This is a genomic window from Geobacillus sp. FSL W8-1251, from assembly GCF_038005945.1.
Classification (GTDB): domain Bacteria; phylum Bacillota; class Bacilli; order Bacillales; family Anoxybacillaceae; genus Geobacillus; species Geobacillus stearothermophilus.
In genome coordinates this window covers 2534037-2552112 of sequence record NZ_JBBOUF010000001.1, presented here as the reverse complement: position 1 = coordinate 2552112, position 18076 = coordinate 2534037, and the positions used below count along the sequence as shown (strand labels likewise).

General features: G+C 55.1%; 21 protein-coding genes. 1 reads left to right on the top strand and 20 read right to left on the bottom strand.

Annotated features, from left to right (window positions below; all coding sequences use genetic code 11):
- Positions 1-61 precede the first annotated feature (61 nt).
- From NSS88_RS13380 to NSS88_RS13365, 4 genes are read right to left on the bottom strand one after another with little or no spacing between them, the layout of a single operon-like run.
- Positions 62-1195: a bifunctional cystathionine gamma-lyase/homocysteine desulfhydrase gene (locus NSS88_RS13380; protein WP_033011952.1), complete on the bottom strand. Its 1134-nt coding sequence runs from the start codon at positions 1193-1195 to the stop codon at positions 62-64.
- Between the two features lies 1 nt (position 1196).
- Positions 1197-2120: a PLP-dependent cysteine synthase family protein gene (locus NSS88_RS13375; protein WP_033011950.1), complete on the bottom strand. Its 924-nt coding sequence runs from the start codon at positions 2118-2120 to the stop codon at positions 1197-1199.
- Positions 2121-2177: 57 nt separating this feature from the next.
- Positions 2178-2882: a 5'-methylthioadenosine/S-adenosylhomocysteine nucleosidase gene (gene mtnN / locus NSS88_RS13370; protein ID WP_061580799.1), complete on the bottom strand. Its 705-nt coding sequence runs from the start codon at positions 2880-2882 to the stop codon at positions 2178-2180.
- Between the two features lie 14 nt (positions 2883-2896).
- The gene (locus tag NSS88_RS13365; protein WP_033014748.1) at positions 2897-3544 is read right to left on the bottom strand and encodes a class I SAM-dependent methyltransferase; all 648 of its coding nucleotides are present in this window, start codon (positions 3542-3544) and stop codon (positions 2897-2899) included.
- 202 nt (positions 3545-3746) lie between these two features.
- Here NSS88_RS13365 and NSS88_RS13360 point away from each other — a divergent pair, with 202 nt between their 5' ends.
- Positions 3747-3956: a YrzA family protein gene (locus tag NSS88_RS13360; RefSeq protein ID WP_063165193.1), complete on the top strand. Its 210-nt coding sequence runs from the start codon at positions 3747-3749 to the stop codon at positions 3954-3956.
- Positions 3957-4000: 44 nt separating this feature from the next.
- Here NSS88_RS13360 and NSS88_RS13355 read toward each other — a convergent pair whose 3' ends face one another.
- The 16 genes from NSS88_RS13355 to NSS88_RS13280 all read right to left on the bottom strand — a co-directional run bounded on the left by NSS88_RS13355 (position 4001) and on the right by NSS88_RS13280 (position 18054).
- Positions 4001-4630: a YrrS family protein gene (locus tag NSS88_RS13355; protein WP_341085004.1), complete on the bottom strand. Its 630-nt coding sequence runs from the start codon at positions 4628-4630 to the stop codon at positions 4001-4003.
- Between the two features lie 50 nt (positions 4631-4680).
- Positions 4681-6453 carry a peptidoglycan D,D-transpeptidase FtsI family protein gene (locus tag NSS88_RS13350; RefSeq protein WP_033014750.1) on the bottom strand — a complete coding sequence of 591 codons (1773 nt, stop codon included), beginning with the start codon at positions 6451-6453 and terminating at the stop codon, positions 4681-4683.
- Positions 6454-6567: 114 nt separating this feature from the next.
- Complete coding sequence (gene greA, locus NSS88_RS13345) at positions 6568-7044, bottom strand: transcription elongation factor GreA (RefSeq protein WP_011232025.1); 477 nt, start codon at positions 7042-7044, stop codon at positions 6568-6570.
- Positions 7045-7151: 107 nt separating this feature from the next.
- Positions 7152-7787, bottom strand: coding sequence for a uridine kinase (gene udk / locus NSS88_RS13340; protein ID WP_033014751.1), 636 nt, complete (start codon positions 7785-7787; stop codon positions 7152-7154).
- A gap of 1 nt (position 7788) precedes the next feature.
- On the bottom strand, positions 7789-9057 hold the full coding sequence (locus tag NSS88_RS13335; RefSeq protein WP_033014753.1) for a peptidase U32 family protein: 1269 nt from the start codon (positions 9055-9057) through the stop codon (positions 7789-7791).
- 17 nt (positions 9058-9074) lie between these two features.
- Positions 9075-10004, bottom strand: coding sequence for a peptidase U32 family protein (locus tag NSS88_RS13330; RefSeq protein ID WP_055357959.1), 930 nt, complete (start codon positions 10002-10004; stop codon positions 9075-9077).
- Positions 10001-10654, bottom strand: coding sequence for an O-methyltransferase (locus NSS88_RS13325; protein ID WP_033014754.1), 654 nt, complete (start codon positions 10652-10654; stop codon positions 10001-10003). Before NSS88_RS13325 ends, NSS88_RS13330 begins: the two co-directional genes overlap by 4 nt.
- A gap of 178 nt (positions 10655-10832) precedes the next feature.
- Positions 10833-11924: an endolytic transglycosylase MltG gene (mltG, locus tag NSS88_RS13320; protein WP_341084999.1), complete on the bottom strand. Its 1092-nt coding sequence runs from the start codon at positions 11922-11924 to the stop codon at positions 10833-10835.
- A gap of 99 nt (positions 11925-12023) precedes the next feature.
- The gene (locus NSS88_RS13315) at positions 12024-12323 is read right to left on the bottom strand and encodes a DUF1292 domain-containing protein (RefSeq protein ID WP_044743322.1); all 300 of its coding nucleotides are present in this window, start codon (positions 12321-12323) and stop codon (positions 12024-12026) included.
- Between the two features lie 15 nt (positions 12324-12338).
- Positions 12339-12755, bottom strand: coding sequence for a Holliday junction resolvase RuvX (ruvX, locus tag NSS88_RS13310; protein WP_055357957.1), 417 nt, complete (start codon positions 12753-12755; stop codon positions 12339-12341).
- A gap of 4 nt (positions 12756-12759) precedes the next feature.
- Entirely contained in the window at positions 12760-13026 is a 267-nt protein-coding gene (locus NSS88_RS13305; RefSeq protein ID WP_055358087.1) for an IreB family regulatory phosphoprotein, read from the bottom strand.
- A gap of 67 nt (positions 13027-13093) precedes the next feature.
- Positions 13094-15730, bottom strand: coding sequence for an alanine--tRNA ligase (gene alaS, locus NSS88_RS13300; RefSeq protein ID WP_033014758.1), 2637 nt, complete (start codon positions 15728-15730; stop codon positions 13094-13096).
- A gap of 317 nt (positions 15731-16047) precedes the next feature.
- A complete protein-coding gene (locus NSS88_RS13295) occupies positions 16048-17109 on the bottom strand; it encodes an AI-2E family transporter (protein WP_033014760.1) in 1062 nt (353 codons plus the stop codon).
- A gap of 118 nt (positions 17110-17227) precedes the next feature.
- Entirely contained in the window at positions 17228-17362 is a 135-nt protein-coding gene (locus NSS88_RS13290) for a YrzQ family protein (protein ID WP_013144658.1), read from the bottom strand.
- A gap of 11 nt (positions 17363-17373) precedes the next feature.
- On the bottom strand, positions 17374-17565 hold the full coding sequence (locus NSS88_RS13285) for a hypothetical protein (RefSeq protein WP_008881018.1): 192 nt from the start codon (positions 17563-17565) through the stop codon (positions 17374-17376).
- Between the two features lie 15 nt (positions 17566-17580).
- Positions 17581-18054, bottom strand: coding sequence for a PRC-barrel domain-containing protein (locus tag NSS88_RS13280; RefSeq protein WP_049625196.1), 474 nt, complete (start codon positions 18052-18054; stop codon positions 17581-17583).
- Positions 18055-18076 lie beyond the last annotated feature (22 nt).

Sequence of the window (18076 nt, the reverse complement as noted above, 5' to 3'; positions counted from 1 at the left end):
CCCGATCCCTCCTCTCCCCTTTCACTGTATCATACATGGACAGAAGGGGGGAGCGGCAATTTCAGCCAAGCGCCTGCGCCAAATCGTCAAGCAGATCGTTGACATCTTCAAGCCCGACCGACAAACGGATCAGGCCATCGGTAATGCCGAGCTGTTCGCGCCGTTCCTTAGGGATCGAGGCGTGCGTCATTTTCCCTGGCAACGAAATTAAACTTTCGACCGCCCCTAAGCTTTCGGCAAGCGTAAAGTAGCGCACGCGCGACAGCACGTTCTCGGCGCGCTCCAAGCTGCCGACATCAAACGAAATCATGCCGCCGAATCCACGCATTTGTTGTTTGGCCAGCTCATGGTTCGGATGATTTGGAAGGCCTGGATAATAGACGCGGGCAACGGACGTATGCTCGGCCAAAAAGGCGGCAATGGCGCGCGCGTTTCGTTCATGCTCTTCCATCCGCACGCCAAGCGTTTTGATCCCGCGCATAAGCAGCCACGAGTCTTGCGGGCCGAGCACGCCTCCGGTTGAATTTTGCACATAATGGAGCCGCTCGGCAAGCTCCGGCGTGCGGACAACCGCCAACCCGGCGACGACGTCGCTATGGCCGCCTAAATATTTCGTCGCGCTGTGGATGACGATATCGGCGCCAAGCGCAAGCGGTGTTTGAAAGTACGGAGTGGAAAACGTATTATCGACGATCAACAGCAGCCCGCGAGCACGGGCAATGGCGGCGGCGGCTTGCAAGTCAGTGATTTTCAAAAGCGGATTCGTCGGCGTTTCAACGTAAATCGCCTTCGTGTTTGGGCGAATATGCGCTTCAATGTTGGCGACATCGCTCGTGTCGACGAACGTCGCCTCAAGCCCGAACCGGTTCAGCACGTTCGTCATGACGCGGTACGTGCCGCCATAGACGTCGTCGGTCAGCACGATATGGTCGCCGTTTTGAAACAGCATCATGACAGCCGTAATGGCGGCCATGCCGGAAGCAAACGCAAACCCGGCTTCACCGCCTTCAAGGTCGGCAATGAGCTTTTCGAGCGCCGCGCGCGTCGGATTGCCGGTGCGCGAGTATTCAAACCCTTTATGTTTGCCGACTTCCTCTTGTTTGTACGTGCTCACTTGATAAATTGGGACCGACACCGCCCCAGTGTACGGGTCGCCTGCGATGCCGCCATGGATGAGCATCGTCTTTCGTCTCATCTTATCGCCCACCTTCGTAAATGTTTTTGCTTAAATATCGCTCGCTCCCGTCGGGGAAAATGACAACGATGTTCGTCCCGGGCTTCGCTTGTTCCGCCTCGAGCAAAGCGGCATGAAACGCGGCGCCGGACGAGCTGCCGACAAGCAGCCCTTCCCGCCTTGCCAGCTCGCTGACGCGGCGGAAAGCGTCGTCGTCGGAAATCGTGTAAATAGCGTCAAAATACTCCGGATCCATAAACGGCGGCAAAAACTCCATGCCGATTCCTTCGGTTCGGTGCGGCCCCGGCTCGCCTCCGCCTAAAATGGATCCTTCCGGCTCAACGATGACCGTTTTAATGGCCGGATTTTTTTCTTTTAAAAACGTCGCCGTCCCCATGAACGTGCCGCCCGAACCAGCGCCGGCAACAAAAACGTCGATTTGTCCGCCCAAGTCGTCCCACAACTCCGGCCCGAGCGTTTTGTAATACGTCCTTGGGTTGGCCGGGTTTTCGAACTGCTGGGGGCAATAGGCGCCCGGAATCGTGCGGGCGAGCTCTTCGGCTTTGCGAATCGCCCCCTCCATCCCCTCTTCGGTCGGCGTATGGACAATTTGCGCCCCAAGCGCCTTCATCAGCTGCTGCTTTTCAACGCTGAATTTTTCCGGTACGCAAAAAATGACGTTGACGTTCTTGCCGATCGCCGCCAGCGCCAAGCCGATGCCGGTGTTGCCGGCCGTCGGCTCAATGATCGTGCCCCCTTCTTTTAGTTTTCCCGACGCGAACGCCTCCTCGAGCAGCTCTTGCCCGAGCCGGTCTTTAATGCTTCCGCCTGGGTTGAAATACTCGAGCTTCGCAAACAAACGGACGCCTTCCGGCAACGGAAAGCGTGTAATCTCGATGACCGGCGTATGGCCGATTAATTCATGAATGCTTTTTGCTACCCGCATCGTTGGTCACTCCATTCCTCACGCTCATTTGGCGGCGGGACGGCTGCGTTTTGGCGTTTATTTTCGCTTCTGCATGGCGGACAACACAGCCAACACCAGTTGTGCAGAGTGTTTCGCCGCCGTCTCCAAAAACTGTTCAAACGACACATCCGACTCTTGACCGGCAATATCGGACAGCGCCCGAATCACCACAAACGGCGTCCCAAACTGCACGCACACTTGGGCGATGGCGGCTGCCTCCATTTCGACGGCGCACAGCTCCGGAAACTGGCTGCGCACAAATTTGACGCGTTCCGGATCGTTCATAAACGAATCGCCAGTCGCGATCAAACCGACCGCCGCCTGCAAACCGTCAAGCCGCGCTGCTGCCTGCTTCGCCGCCTCAACAAGCGCTCCATCGGCCCGGTAGCGCGCCGGCAAGCCGGGCACTTGCCCGTAGGCGTAGCCAAACGCCGTCACATCAACGTCATGGTGGACGACCTCATCGGAAATGACGAGATCGCCGACGCGCAACGACGGCAAAAATCCGCCGGCCGAGCCGGTGTTGATGACGAAATCAGGGCGGAATCGGTCAAGCAAAAGCGTCGTTCCCATCGCCGCATTCACCTTGCCGATGCCGGACTTGAGCAGCACCACCTCGGCACCGTCAAGGCGGCCGGTGGAAAACTCGCATCCGGCGATCACCGTTTCCTCGCGCCCTTCCATGCGTGCGCGCAAAATGGCCACTTCTTCTTCCATTGCTCCAATGATGGCTGCCTTCATCGTTCTCCCTCTTTCTATGTCGGTTGTTTCACCGCCTCCATCACCCAGACGAACGCGTTTTGCTGCGCAAAGGAGACGGAAAAGCCATGGCTGGCAAACAGCGAAGCCAATACGTCAAGCGTCGTGTAATATTCGCGCTCAAGATCGTCAGCCAAATCGTGGAAGCCGCGCTCCCGTGCGGCTTCGACAGCTTGGCGGAACGCCTTTTTGTCGCGAAACGCCGTATCGGCAAACACTATTTTACCACCAGTTTGGAGCAGTTGGCTATATTTGCCGAGCGCCTCGTCTTTTTCCTCATCCGTCAAATGGTGAAACGCGTACGTGCTGGCAATGGTGTCGACTGGCTCAGGAGGAACCGGAAATTGCAAAAAATCGCCGTCCATAATGACCGCCCGGCCGCCGAGCTTTTCCGTTGCTTTTTTTCTCATCGGCGCCGACGGCTCGATGCCGTATACCGTTTTGCCGCGCTCCAGCAGCTTTTTCGTCAAATTGCCGGTGCCGACGCCAAATTCAAGCACAACACGGCCGGCTTTATCAGCGACAGTGTTTAAAATGCGATCATAACCGGCAAACACATCGCGGTATTGCTCATCTCCCCCTTCGACTGATCGATCGTATGACTCCGCCCATTGCTCGAACAAACCAAGAAATTCCCTGCCCATATGGCCTCACTCCATAAAGTTTATAATTCCTATAAACATAGTATTCTTTAGATGATAACCTGCTCCCACTGTACCATAACTTCTTCCGCCGTTCAATGATCGTGCTCGCTGTCATTTGTATTGTTCCCCATCGCCGCTTCTATTGCGCGGGTGGATGGAAGCGGGAAAATTTGCTACACTGTCGATGAAAGGAGGCAAAGACATGGTGAACATTTCCCTTGATTTGATTGAAGACAAAGTGGAGTTTTTTGAAGCTGACGACTTGCGAACGCTTGAAAAAAAAATCAACGAGCAAATCGAGCATAACAAAGCGCTGCTGCTTTCCGTCCATCATGTGTCGCACCAAATGCATGTCATGGAAAACGGGAAGCGGTTTTACAGTGCCGTCGTCCACTTTAAGGCAAAAAAATGACAGGCGCCCCTTCTAAGCGGGCACCTGTTCCCCTTCAAAAATCGCTACGGTTTTTTCCGCAGCTTTTGCACTTTCGTCGGCTTCCATCCTTCATTCGTCACCCATTCAATATACACTCGGTAATGGGCGGTCTGGTCTCTCGTTGAAATCGTCGCCACCGCTTTGTTCGGCCCATTGTTGCCGATGAACCAAACGATCATATCGTCCGGCGCGATGCCGGTCGCATAGCTGACCGCATCGAGCATTTCCTTCCAGTCCACCGAATCTTTTTTAAACACCGTTTCATGCGGCTCTGATTGCGTCGTGCCGACCGGCTGCCATGCCGGGTTGACGATTTCTTTTTCAATATTCGACCCCGGCGGCCCCGGCGTTGCCGTCACGTCTTGTTCGGCTTCCTCTTCAGCCGGTTCGGACTCGTCCCCGGAAGCAGCTTCCTCCGTTTCAGACGGCGCGGTCGGTTCTCCCGTTTCGATTTCGACCCGCTTCGCCCCATCCGCCCCCGCAGCCGGCTTCGCCTCAGCATCCGCCGCTTTATGGCTCGGCTCGCCGCCGAACAATATGTTCCAACCGACAATGAGAATGAGCAACACCACAACGGCGATTGCTCCATTGAGCCAGCGGTTGATTTTCCGCCGCTTGGCGCGGGTGGCAAAACGTGTTCCGGTTTGTTGCATCGGCCTCCCCCTCCTTTATGTGGCCGCAACGAATTCATTATATCGATTCGTCACTCCTGGTCGTTTTTGTTTCGGTCATACGCATAAAGCGCCTCAACCGCCGCGGCAAACACATCATTCGTGGCCGCCTGTCCGCTCGGGCAGTCGAGCTCGACGACGGCGAGGGCGTATTTCGGGCGGTCAGCTGGGAAATAGCCGGCAAACCATTTATTGATTAATTCGCTGCCGCCCTTCGTTTTTCCTGTCTCCGCCGTCCCGGATTTGCCGGCCACTTCGTACGGAAGCGAGCGAAAGCGGCGGCCGGTGCCGTCTTCATTGATGACGACGCCGCGCAGCAGCTGCTGGAGCTGCCTTGCCGTTTGCGGCGCAAGCGGCTCCTTGTCCGTCGCCGGCTCGGGTGAAAACGAAAACAACGTCGTCCCGTTTTTATACAGCACTTTGTCCACGACCCGCACCTTCAAGGCCTCGCCGCCGCGGGCGATCGTCGCCATCATGTTGGCGACGCCAAGCGGGGAGACGCGCACATCTTTTTGCCCAATGGCCGTTTGCGCCACGGCAAGCGGCACCCGCTTATCGCGCTTGTCGTGCCAAATCGTTCCTTTCTGCTCTTCTGGAAATTGACGGAAATGTTCCTCATGGTACACGGCTCCTTCCCAGCCGGCTGTCGGATACAACCCGAGCTTTTCCGCATACGTTTCCAATGCATCCGGGTCATGGCGAACGAGCTGTTTGCCGAGCGCGGCAAACGCGTTGTTGCAGCTGACGGCAAAGCTGTCGGCCAAGTTGAGCATGCCGTAGTCGTGCTCCTCATCCAGCGTCGTGCTGTCAATTTTTTTGCTGCAATCAAACATCGCAGCAGGCGAAGCCAGCCCTTCCTCAAGCGCCGCGGCGGCGACAACCGTTTTAAAGACGGAGCCGGGAATTTGCGGCAGCACCATTTGATTTTCCGCCCCGCTGTTTTTATACGGGTCGCGCGGATTCATATTGGGGCGGCTGACCATGGCGAGCACGCTGCTGTCGTCCACATCGAGCAGGACGAGCCCGCCTTTTTTCAACCCGTACCGGTCCACGATTTGCTCCATTTCTTGCTGGATATCACGATCGAGCGTCGTTTGGACAGTCGCCGGGTAAAACGGATTGCCCGGGTCGCTGTATTTCACATCAAGCCCAAACAGCGGCCTTCCTTCAGCGTCAACGTGGTACAACAGCTTCGTTTCGCCATCTGTGAGCAAAAACTCGTCGAACGCCTTCTCAAGCCCTTGAATGCCAACTTCAGCCTGCGGCGGGAGCGAACGCTTCGGATAGCGCATGCGCAGAAGCTTCTCATCCTTCCGGGTAAAGCCAAGCAAATGCGGCGCATACACCGTCTCAAGCGGATATTGTTTCTTGACGGCAAAAACCCCGGGGATGCGCAAGTCGTTAATTTGCTTCATTTGGCTCGCGCTTAAGGCGAGCGGCTCGCCGTCTTGCTGCAGGATGAACGGGCCGTTTGCCTCCTCAAGCTGGCGGCGGATGTCTTCCACCGTAACGCCGGCGATGCGGGCGACTTGCTCAATCGGCCATTTCATCGTCGCCAAAAACGGAAACAGCACAAGCGACGGCACGTACCGCTTTGTCAGCGGGCGGCCATTCCGATCGACGAACGAGCCGCGCCCGTCGTCAATTGTCAGCTCCTGCGTACGCTGGGCGACGCTTTCCGCGATTAAATTGCGGCCGGCAAACGATTCCGAATCAATGAGCTGGATTTGCGCTAACCGGCCGATCAGCAACAGCAAGGCAGCCTGGATGAGCGCGATGGTGACGATTGTCCGTTTTTTCCACATAATGAAAACACCTCATCATCAGTTTCGACGAGGTGCTTTCCTTTCAAACGTGCCGTCGGCGGCGATTTGCTGCAACCTTCATTCGGAGCGGCCCGGACGCGGCGGTCCGCCTGTTTATTTGACCGCCACGATTTTGACCAGCATTTCTCCGCCCGGCGTTTGCACCGTCACCTCATCGCCGACGCGGCGGCCGAGAAGCGATTTGGCAATCGGCGAGTCGTTGGAAATTTTCCCTTCGAACGGGTCGGCCTCGGCGCTGCCGACGATCGTGTACGTCTCTTCTTCGCCGTCCGGAAGCTCGATGAACGTCACCGACTTGCCAAGCGAGACGACATCCGGGTTTTCTTTGTCTTCTTCAATGATGACGGCGTTGCGGATCATATTTTCAAGCATTTGAATGCGCGATTCCACAAACGCTTGCTCGTCTTTCGCGGCGTCATATTCCGAGTTTTCCGACAGATCCCCGAACCCGCGGGCGATTTTGATTCGTTCAACGACTTCTTTCCGCTTGACCGTTTTTAAGTACTCAAGCTCTTGTTCCAGTTTCTCTTTTCCCTCTTTCGTCATTGGATACTGCTTTTCATTCGCCATTTGTCTCACTCCTCTATGTTTTGCATTATGTAAAACGTACGAACAGAAAAACAACTGTTCGTACGCTTACTTGGTATATAATATATTGTTTTGTCTCTGTTATGTTATTATAAAAACGCTTTTTGTTCAAGAACTGTGCGAATTTTTGCCACCATTAAATCGATGGCGACTGCGTTTTGCCCGCCTTCTGGAATGATCACGTCCGCGTAGCGTTTCGTCGGTTCGACAAACTGGTTGTGCATCGGCCGCACGACGGACAAATACTGCTCAATGACCGAATCAAACGTGCGGCCGCGCTCTTTCATATCGCGGATGAGGCGGCGGATGATGCGAATGTCCGGGTCGGTGTCGACGTACACTTTGATGTCCATCAAATTGCGGAGCCGCTCATCCTCCAAAACGAGAATGCCTTCCAAAATAATGACATCCTTCGGCTCGACGCGGACGACTTCGTTCGAACGGGTATGCAGCTTATAGTCATACACCGGCTTGTCGATCGGCTCGTAGCGAAGCAGCCGATGAACGTGCTCGATCAACAAGTCGTTGTCAAACGCCAACGGATGGTCGTAGTTCGTCTTCAGCCGCTCTTCAAACGGGAGATGGCTTTGGTCCTTGTAATAAAAATCTTGCTCGAGCACAAGAATCGAGTGATCGCCGAAATGGTCATAAATTGCGCGGGCGACGCTCGTCTTTCCCGAGCCGGAACCGCCGGCGACGCCGATAACAACGGGCTTGTCCGCCATCTCAATTCTCCTTTCTCATCATGTTGTACGGGAAGAGAGGGCGTTTGACTCGCACTTTGACGATTTGCAGCGGGTGGCGGGCCGCATCGAGCTTGTTGCCATCTTCATCCCAAATAGTATCGATCACTTGGGTAAAGTTTTCGATTTCCGGGCCGAAAAATTCGACCTCATCACCCGGTTTAAAATGGTTGCGCTGCTGGATGGTGGCGATGCCGGTCTCCGGATCGTAGCCAAGCACAAGGCCGGCAAACTCATGTGTCGTCTTCCGGCTGTGCGTACCGTACATATGGTTCGTATAATCCGGAAACCCGTCAAAAAACGACGGCGCTGTTTCGCGGTTGGCGCACTTGTCAAGCTCCCGCACCCACTCTTCGCGGATCGTGAAATGATCCGGGTCGGCACAGTAGGCGTCAATCACTTTCCGGTAGACGCTCACAACCGTCGCCACATAATGGATCGACTTCATCCGCCCTTCAATTTTCAAGCTGTCAACGCCAAGCTCAATCATCGCCGGAATGGCGCGGATGAGGTTTAAATCTTTCGCGCTCATGGCAAACGGAGCATCGCCCTCAGCAAACAGCGGGATTTCCCGTCCGTCAGCCAGCTGGTACAAGTCATAGTCCCAGCGGCACGACTGGCAGCACCCGCCGCGGTTCGAGTCGCGCGCCGTCATATGGTTGCTCAACACGCAGCGGCCCGAGTAGGCGGAACACATCGCTCCGTGGATGAACGCCTCGATTTCGATATCGACTTTTTCTTTGATTTGCCGAATTTCCTCGGCGCTTACCTCGCGGGCGAGCACGACCCGCTCGAGCCCTTCCTCTTTCCAAAACTGGACCGCTTTCCAGTTCGAAAGCGATTGCTGGGTGCTTAAATGCACTTCAAGCTTCGGCGCCACCCGGCGCGCCGTCTCAATAATGAGCGGGTCGGCGACGATAATGCCATGGACGCCGGCATCTTCGAGCGCCCGCAAATAGTCGTCAAGGCCGGGAATGTTTTCATTATGCGCATAAATGTTGGCCGTGACGTATACTTTTGCTCCGTATCGGTTGGCAAATTCAACTCCTTCGCGAATTTCGTCAATCGTGAAGTTGTCGGCGTTGGCGCGCAGGCTGTACTCTTGGCCGCCGATAAAGACGGCATCCGCCCCGTAATGGACGGCAATTTTCAGCTTTTCCAGGTTGCCGGCCGGCGCAAGCAATTCCGGTTTTTTCACAATGACGCGCTTGCCGTCAACGATTTCGGAAATGCGGTCGTTTTTCAGCAGCATTCGTTCTCCCTCCTTTGTCAATAAATCGTCTCTTTGAAGAAAAATCCGGTGTCCAATCGGCGGTGCGGCGGTTGGAGCGCCTCAACAGCGGCAAGCAGCTCCTCTTTTTTCCGCTCATACTGCTCGCGGTCTTTGGCGCACATATCAATGGCGCGGCGGTACAGCTTTGTCACTTCCGTAATGTAGCGAGGCTCATGCAAAATGCCATCGATTTTGAAGCTGTCAATGCCGGCTTCGATCATGTCGCCAAGCTCGTCGATGATGCAAACATCGTTTGGGCTCATAATATGCGTGCCGTTTTCATCTTCAAAAATCGGATATTTGTTGTCGCGCTCCTTGTCGTATAAAAACATCCCTTTTTCATATTTTTTTCGTTCAATTTCCATCACTTTTCCTTGATACTCGAAGTAGTTGCCGATGAGCGAACGCTTCGATTGGTACATGCACGTCGCCCCATGCACTTGCACTTCGATTTCCACTTCGGCATGGGCTTTGATTTCCAAAATGGCGTCCATGTTCAACTCGCGGGCCAAGACAGCGCGCTTCGCTCCTTTTCGCCCCCAATAGTTGCACGTATACCAGTTCGTCGCCGTCGTTTCCGTGCTCCAGTGGAGCTTCATATGAGGGGCGGCCTCGCGAACCGTCAACAGCACGGCCGGGTCGCCAAACACGATGGCGTCAGCGCCGGCGGCGGCGACAAAAGCGATATAATCGCCCAGTTCATCGACTTTGTCATTATGAAAAATGGCGTTCATCGCCACATACACGTTCATGCCGTGCCGGTGAGCCGCTTCGATGGCCGCAGCAACGTCGGCGCGGGAAAATTCGCCGGCAAGCCGCAAGCCATAGCGCTGTTCGCCGATCATTACAGCGTCCGCTCCCGCTTCAGCCAATTCCTCAATATGGGAAACGCTCGTCGGCGTGACGAGCAATTCCGGTTTTTTCATTCTCGTTCACCTCGTTTTTTCGATATAGCCAGCCCGTCTCCAACGGGAATGATGACCGTGTCGTAATCGCTCCGGGCCATCAGCCATTCATTGTAGCGCCGGATTTTTTGCGCGATGTTCCACAGCCGCTTATTGCCCGCAGGCTCTTCAGCCGCGACAAGCCCTTTAAACAGCACGTTGTCGCTAATGACAAGGCCGCCCTCGGCCAGAAGCGGCTCATACAGCGTAAAAAAGCGCTCATATTGCCCTTTGGCCGCGTCGATAAACAGCACATCAAACGGCGCCGCCGCTGCCGCATCCGCCACAGCGTCAAGCGCATCGCCCAAAATCACCTCAATCCGTCCGGCTATGTTCATTTTCTCGATATAAAAACGGGCGCGCTCGTACCGCTCCCGGTCTTTTTCAATCGTCACAATGCGCACATCCGGCAGCGCCTTCGCCATCCGGATCGCCGAATAGCCGATCGCGGTGCCGATTTCCAAAATGCGGCGCGGCGCAGCCAAGTTCAACACAAACAGCAGCACTTCCATGCTCACCGGATCGATGATCGGCACGCGCTGTTCGCGGGCGTACCGCTCCATTTCCGCGATTTCTGCATCCGGCGCCGGGCGCAACTGCCGCAAATAACGGACGATATGTTCTGAAAGCAAGAGGACTCCTCCTCCGTCGATCATGTCATCAGCATGAAAAATAAGAGCCGCCAACCGACTCTTATCGTTGGCCGCCGCCCGATTCAGGCGGGGGCGCTGTTCAACTTTATTATAGTATCATAAACGGGCAAAAAAGCGAAGCCGTTTTGCCCATTGAGCAAGCAACTTCCAGTTTGCGCTATTGTTTCCCAATGTATTTCGCTTTTTCGCGGTTATGCTCGGCGAGCGTTTTCGTGAAAATGACGTCGCCCGCCGGAGTGGCCAGAAAGTATAAATAGTCGGTCGCAGCCGGCTGAAGCGCCGCTTCGATCGACATCTCGCCGGCGTTGGCGATCGGACCGGGCGGCAGCCCTTGATGAATGTAGGTATTATACGGCGAATCAACTTGCAAGTCTTTATACAGCACCCGATCTTTATGTTTGCCGAGCGCGTACAGGACGGTCGGATCGGTTTGCAGCGGCATGCCGATGCGCAGCCGGTTGTAAAAGACGCTGGCGATTTTTTCGCGGTCGGCTTTCTCGGTCGCCTCTTCTTCGATTAACGACGACATGGTCAACAATCGATGCGGCGACAATTGTTTTTCTTTCATCGTCTCTTTGTATTGACCGAGCACCTCCGCCGTTTTCGCGACCATCGCCTCAATGATCTCCGGAAGCGGCGGCTTTTGGTCGGCAAACACGTAAGTGGCCGGAAACAGGTAGCCTTCAAGCGGATAACGAATGCCGCGCTGAAAAATGTCCGCTGTCAACAACTCAGGGTACGTGCGGCGAAGCTGTTCAATATACGCGCGATCGTTCAACAGCTTCATCACGTCTTCCTGCTTGTACCCGGTTTTGGCGGCGATGATGGCAGCGATTTGCACAAGCTGCGATCCTTCTGGAATGGTGAGCTTCAATCCGATTTTTAGCGACCGGCCGGTTTGCAATAGCTCGATGATGCGCGCCATCGGCATCGCCCGCGTCAGCTCATACTCCCCCGTTTGAAAGCCTGACTCGTTTTTCCAGCGAACATAGAAGCGAAAGACGGCCGCGCTTTTAATGAGCCGCTTTCGTTCAAGCTGTTCGGCAATATCCGCCGCCGATGAGCCGACCGGAATCGACACATGGACAGGAGTGCGATCGTTCGGAGCAACCGGCTGGAACGCCGAACGGATGTAGAAAAAACTGCCGGCGCCGGCGATGACGATTGCAGCCAGCAGGACGGCGCAGACGATCAAGACGGTTTTCCGTCCAAGCCGCGCCTTGGGCGCCTTGAAACCATTCCGGTTCATTTCCAGCCTCCTTTCATCGGCCATATTATACTACAACTTTCGGCATTTTTCGCCTTTGGACGCTAAAAAACGGCCGCCCGCAGGCAGCCGTTTTGTCCGTTACGCCTCGTCTTCTCCTTCTTGCTCGGCGCAAAACGTATTCCACACTTCTTCAATCATATCCCATTCTTCTTCCGTTTCGATCGGGAGCAGCTCGCCCTCTTCGTTTTCATTGCCTGGGACAAAGGCTGAGACGTGCACCTCTGTCTCGCCGTCCTCATCTTCGGCTTCGGCGCCGACCGGATAGTAAAACACGTACGATTTGCCAAAATCGTCCGATTCAAACGTAAACAAAATTTCGCACAGCTGCTCGTTGCCATGTTCGTCGACAACGGTAATATGACGGTCTCCGTGTTCCATGTTTTCTCCTCCAATTTATCGTTTACTGTCCAAATATGACTGCAAAATGACGGCCGCCGCCATTTTGTCGATCACTTTCCGCCGCTTTTTCCGGCTGACGTCGGCAGCGATCAACATCCGTTCGGCGGCCATCGTCGACAGCCGTTCATCCCAAAGCACAACGGGCAAAGAAAACTCCTCGCGCAGTTTGGCGGCGAACCGCTCGCTTGCCTCAGCGCGCGGTCCGAGCGTGCCGTTCATGTTTTTCGGCCATCCGACGACGATCGCATCGACGCCGTACTCATCGATAAGGGCGCGCAGCCGCTTTAAGCCGTAGTCGCCGCGCTCCGTATCAATGGCGATCGTCTCCAATCCTTGCGCTGTAAGGCCGAGTTCGTCGCTAACGGCAACGCCGAGCGTTTTCGTTCCCAAATCTAATCCTAGCGTCCGCATCAGGTTAATCCTTTCGTTGCCCCTGTAAATAGAATTTCACCAATTCCTCGATTAATTCGTCGCGTTCAATTTTGCGGATGAGCGCGCGCGCATCTTTATGGCGCGGGATGTAAGCCGGGTCGCCGGACAGCAGGTAGCCGACAATTTGGTTGATCGGGTTGTAGCCTTTTTCTTTCAAGGCGTCATACACCGTCAACAACACTTCGCGGACATTCGTTTCCGCCGGCTCTTCGGAAAAATGAAACTGCATCGTTTGGTCAAACGAGCTCACCGTTTCCACCTCGCTCCTTATTCAGGCACCCCGTCCTTTTACATCCATTGTACACGATCCGCGCCAATTAGGAAACGGATTTCACCCATGTTTCGACATAACCGAGCGCTTCGCCGACCTTGCTTGGGTCCTTGCCGCCAGCTTGCGCCAAATCCGGGCGCCCGCCGCCGCCCCCACCGCAACGCGACGCTACTTCTTTCACCAGCTTGCCGGCATGGAATCCTTTTTTCACCAAATCGTCCGTTACTGCGGCAATCAGTTGCACTTTTCCGCCCTGGGCGGACGCCAACACGATGACCGCCGTGCCGAGCTTTTGTTTCAAATCATCAGCCATGGCCCGCAGTTGATTCATGTCATTGGCCTGCACTTTTGCCGCCAACACCGGCACGCCGTTTACATCTTTCACTTGACGGGTGAGGTGCTCAGCTTCCATATGGGCGAGGCGGGCAGCAAGCGATTCATTTTCGCGCTCGAGCTCTTTCAGCTCGGCAAACAGTCCGTCAAGACGCGCATTCAATTCTTTCGGGCTTGTTTTCAGCTTTTGCGCCGCCTCTTGCAAAATAGCCAGCTGTTCACTCATAAAGCGGTATGCCGCTTCTCCGGTCACCGCTTCAATCCGACGCGTGCCGGCGCCGATGCCCGATTCGGAGACGATTTTAAACAGGCCGATGGCTGATGTGTTGGGCACATGGCAGCCTCCGCACAGCTCGAGGCTGTAGTCGCCGACTTTGACGACGCGGACGATGTCGCCGTATTTTTCGCCAAACAGCGCCATCGCGCCCATCGCTTTCGCTTCCTCGAGCGGTTTATAAAAAATGTCAACCGGGAGGCTTTTCCAAATTTGTTCGTTGACGATGGCTTCGATGCGCTCGAGCTCCTCTGGCTTCACTTGCCCAAAATGGGTGAAGTCAAAACGAAGCCGGTCCGGGGTGACAAGCGACCCCGCTTGGTTGACATGGCGGCCGAGCACGTCTTTTAGCGCTTGATGGAGCAAATGGGTTGCCGTATGGTTTTTGATAATGCGGGCCCGTTTCGCTTCATCAACGCGCGCCGTATACACCGCACCTTTTTTCACCGTACCACTCTCGACGATGATCGCATGAAGATGTTGGCCGTTCGGCGCTTTTTGCACATCTTTGACGACCGCTGTTCCTGTTTCGCTTTCAAACACGCCTTGGTCAGCGATTTGTCCGCCGCTTTCGGCGTAAAATGGCGTCACATCGACGATGATTTGCGCCTCTTCGCCGGCGCGGACTTCCTCGACAAGCTGTCCGTCTTTGACGATGGCGAGAACGGTGGAAGAAGCGACGAGCTCATCGTAACCGACGAAGCGGCTTTCGTCTTTAATGTCGCCAAGGACGCCGCCTTGCACCTGCATCGAATCCACGTCTTGGCGGGCGGCGCGTGCCCGTTCGCGCTGCCGTTCCATTTCTCGTTCAAACCCGTCATGGTCGACTTTCATTCCCGCTTCTGCCGCGTATTCCTCCGTCAGCTCGATCGGGAAGCCGTACGTATCGTACAGACGGAACACGTCCTCGCCGGGGATGACGTCGCTTCCTTCGGATTTGGCCTTCTCGATCACGTTGCTTAAAATGGCGAGCCCTTCGTGAAGCGTCTCATGGAACCGCTCCTCCTCACTGCGGATGACGCGGGCGATAAAATCGGCTTTTTCTTTCACTTCCGGATAATAGTCATGCATAATTTCGCCGACAACCGGGACGAGCTCGTACATAAACGGACGCTCAATGCCGATGTGTTTCGCGTAGCGCACGGCGCGGCGGAGCAGGCGGCGCAGCACATAGCCGCGGCCCTCGTTGGACGGCAGCGCCCCATCGCCGATCGCAAACGTCACCGCGCGAATATGGTCGGCGATCACTTTAAACGCGACGTCTTTCTCCGGATCTTCGCCATACCGTTCGCCGGAAATTTGCTCGGTGGCGCGGATGATCGGCATAAACAAGTCGGTTTCAAAGTTTGTCGGCACATCTTGCAAAATCGAGCACATCCGCTCCAAGCCCATGCCGGTGTCGATGTTTTTCTTCGGCAGCGGCGTGTACGTGCCGTCCGGGTTATGGTTGAACTGCGAAAAGACAAGGTTCCATACTTCCAAGTAGCGCTCGTTTTCCCCGCCTGGGTACAGCTCCGGGTCGTTCGGGTCGTTGCCGAACGCTTCACCGCGGTCATAAAAAATTTCCGTATTCGGGCCGCTCGGGCCTTCGCCGATGTCCCAGAAGTTGCCTTCAAGGCGAATGATCCGCTCTTTTGGCAAGCCGATTTCGTTGCGCCAAATGTTGTACGCTTCCTCGTCTTCCGGATGGATCGTGACGGACAACCGTTCCGGATCAAAACCGAGCCATTTGTCGCTCGTTAAAAACTCCCATGCCCAATGGATCGCTTCACGCTTGAAATAATCGCCGATCGAAAAGTTGCCGAGCATTTCAAAAAACGTATGGTGGCGCGCCGTTTTCCCGACATTTTCGATATCGTTCGTGCGAATCGATTTTTGCGCATTGCAAATGCGCGGATTTTCGGGAATGATGCGGCCGTCAAAATACTTTTTCAACGTCGCGACGCCGCTGTTGATCCACAGCAGCGACGGGTCGTCAACCGGAATGAGCGATGCGCTCGGCTCCACCATATGGCCTTTTTCCTGGAAAAACTCTAAAAACATGCGCCGCACTTCGGCAGATGTCAGTTTCTTCATGATGATCCTCCCCTTTGTTTTTTCTATAAAAAAACTCCCATCCCTTGGCAGGGACGAGAGTTGCGCTCGCGGTACCACCCTGTTTATGGGCAGAAAATGCCCATCACCTCTTCGGCCGTAACGCAGCCTTGCGTCAGGTTTTGCCTGCGCTCCGGATTAGCCTTCTGTTGCCCTTCATCTGGAATTTCTTTCAGCCGCGGAAATTCCTCTCTGTGCGCCGGTTGCGCGTTAAGATGGACTGCAACATACTCGATCCGTCATCGCGTTATGTATTCGCTTTGTTCATTGAAAGATTATAGACAAGCAGCAAGCGTTTGTCAATGCGGGGCGTAATGTTCTTTCCAGTGCGATACGGCCACTTTCAGCACTGCTGCAGTCGGGACGGCGAGGATGAGGCCGAGCACGCCGGCCAGCTCGCCGCCGGCAAACAGCGCGAACATAATGACAAGCGGATGCATATGCACGCTTTTGCCGACAATGAACGGTGATAAAACGTTCCCTTCAAGAAACTGCAAGGCAAAAATGATGATCAGCACGATGATCACCATTTTGAGCGAGATGGTCGCCGCCAAAATCACAGCCGGAATCGCGCCGAGCAACGGGCCGAAGTACGGAATGATGTTCGTCAGCCCGATGATAAATCCAAGCAAAAGCGGATAGTCCATGCCGGCGAGCCAAAGGCCGAGCGACGCCGCAAGACCGATCGCTGCACAGACGAACAGCTGGCCGCGAATGTAGCCGCCGAGCGATTCATCGACATCCTTCAAAAACGTCATCCCCGGCCCACGCCACCGCTTCGGTGTCATGTACCAAATCGCTTTTTTCAACACATCGATGTCTTTTAACATATAGAAGACGATAAACGGAATGATCAACAGCGTCGCCGCCGAACCGATGAACGATTTGGCGGCGTTGATCGCCATCGCGACGGCGGCCGCCGCTGCCTGCTCGATCTCGCCAAACATCGCCTCGATGCGTGTGTGCACCTCAAGCGGCCAATTCGACGTCTCGTCGTGGATGTGGCGCACCCATTGGCGGTATGTATTCATCAAAGACGGCAGCTGTTCATCCAGTTCACGCAACTGGGCGATGAATAGCGGCACGCCGCGGTACAAGCCGTAACCGACCAAACCGAAAAACAACAAATAAATCAACAAAATGGCAAGGGCGCGCGGCATTCCTTTGCGATGGATGGATTCCACAAGCGGGTAGAGCAAATACGTAATAAACGACGCCAGCAAAAACGGCGTCAACACCGTTGCGATAAAATCAATGACCGGCCGCCAAACGTCTTTCATCCGAACGATCAAATAGATGATTGCCGTCATGAGCAGCCATTTTCCGATGCGAAAGAACGACAGCCATTGTTGCTCGCCCATCGCCACACCTCCTACCGTTTAGTGTAGGAGATGCGGCGGGAAATATGCCTTCACCGCTTTTAGCACTATTTGACAGCCACAAGGCGACGCCCCCGCGCAAAGGCGAGGGCGAGCGCCGTCAGCGGATCGCTTGCATCAAGCGGCGGCGCATCCTCCGCATCGTGCGACCGTTCATCCAATCGTTTCGTTGGGCGAGCTGATAAGCGGCGACGCCTAATCCGACTGCTAACAGCGACGTCATCATCCGGTTCATGCGTGTCCCCCCTAAAATTGGATCGTGCGTTCGTGGTCGTCAAACAAGTCGTCAAGAGAACTCAACGTTCCGTCTTCTTCCACTTGATGGGCGTGGATCATCCCTTTCGAGACGGACAGCTCAATGAAGCAATCCCAGCAATAATACTGGTTGACACCAATTTTCCCCAGATTTTTTCGCTTGCAATTGGGGCAAATGAGCATCGACAGCCACTCTCCTTACATCATAGTTTCCACGGTGATCACGCCTTCCCTGGCGGTGAACGGAACTGCCTTCATCCGTTTCTTTCCTTCGGTCAAATCGGAAAAAAATCCCTCGCTGATCTCGTATCCGTCAATTTTGCCCAATTGCCCGTCAAAATATACGTCATCCAACAGTCCGATCGTTGTTCCGTCCGCGGCGACAACCATGCTGCCGGCGAGGCCGCGTTCGCCGTAAAGAGAGTGGCCGCTGTCAGAAGAAGGAAACAACTGGAAGCTATCGGCATCACAGATGATGACTCGGTCGTTTTCGAACGACTGCACGGCGGAAAGCGGCAAGTAGCGGCGGCGGCCAAACAAACCGTCCCGTTCCGCTACCAACCCTTTGACCGTGCCGTGGCTGGTAAACCAAATGTCCGCGATCGTCCCGACCGCTTTCCCTGTCGTTTGCTCATAAATGGGAAGCCCTTTGACGTCGGAAAACGTCCGCATCGTTCTCCCACCTTTCCAGCCA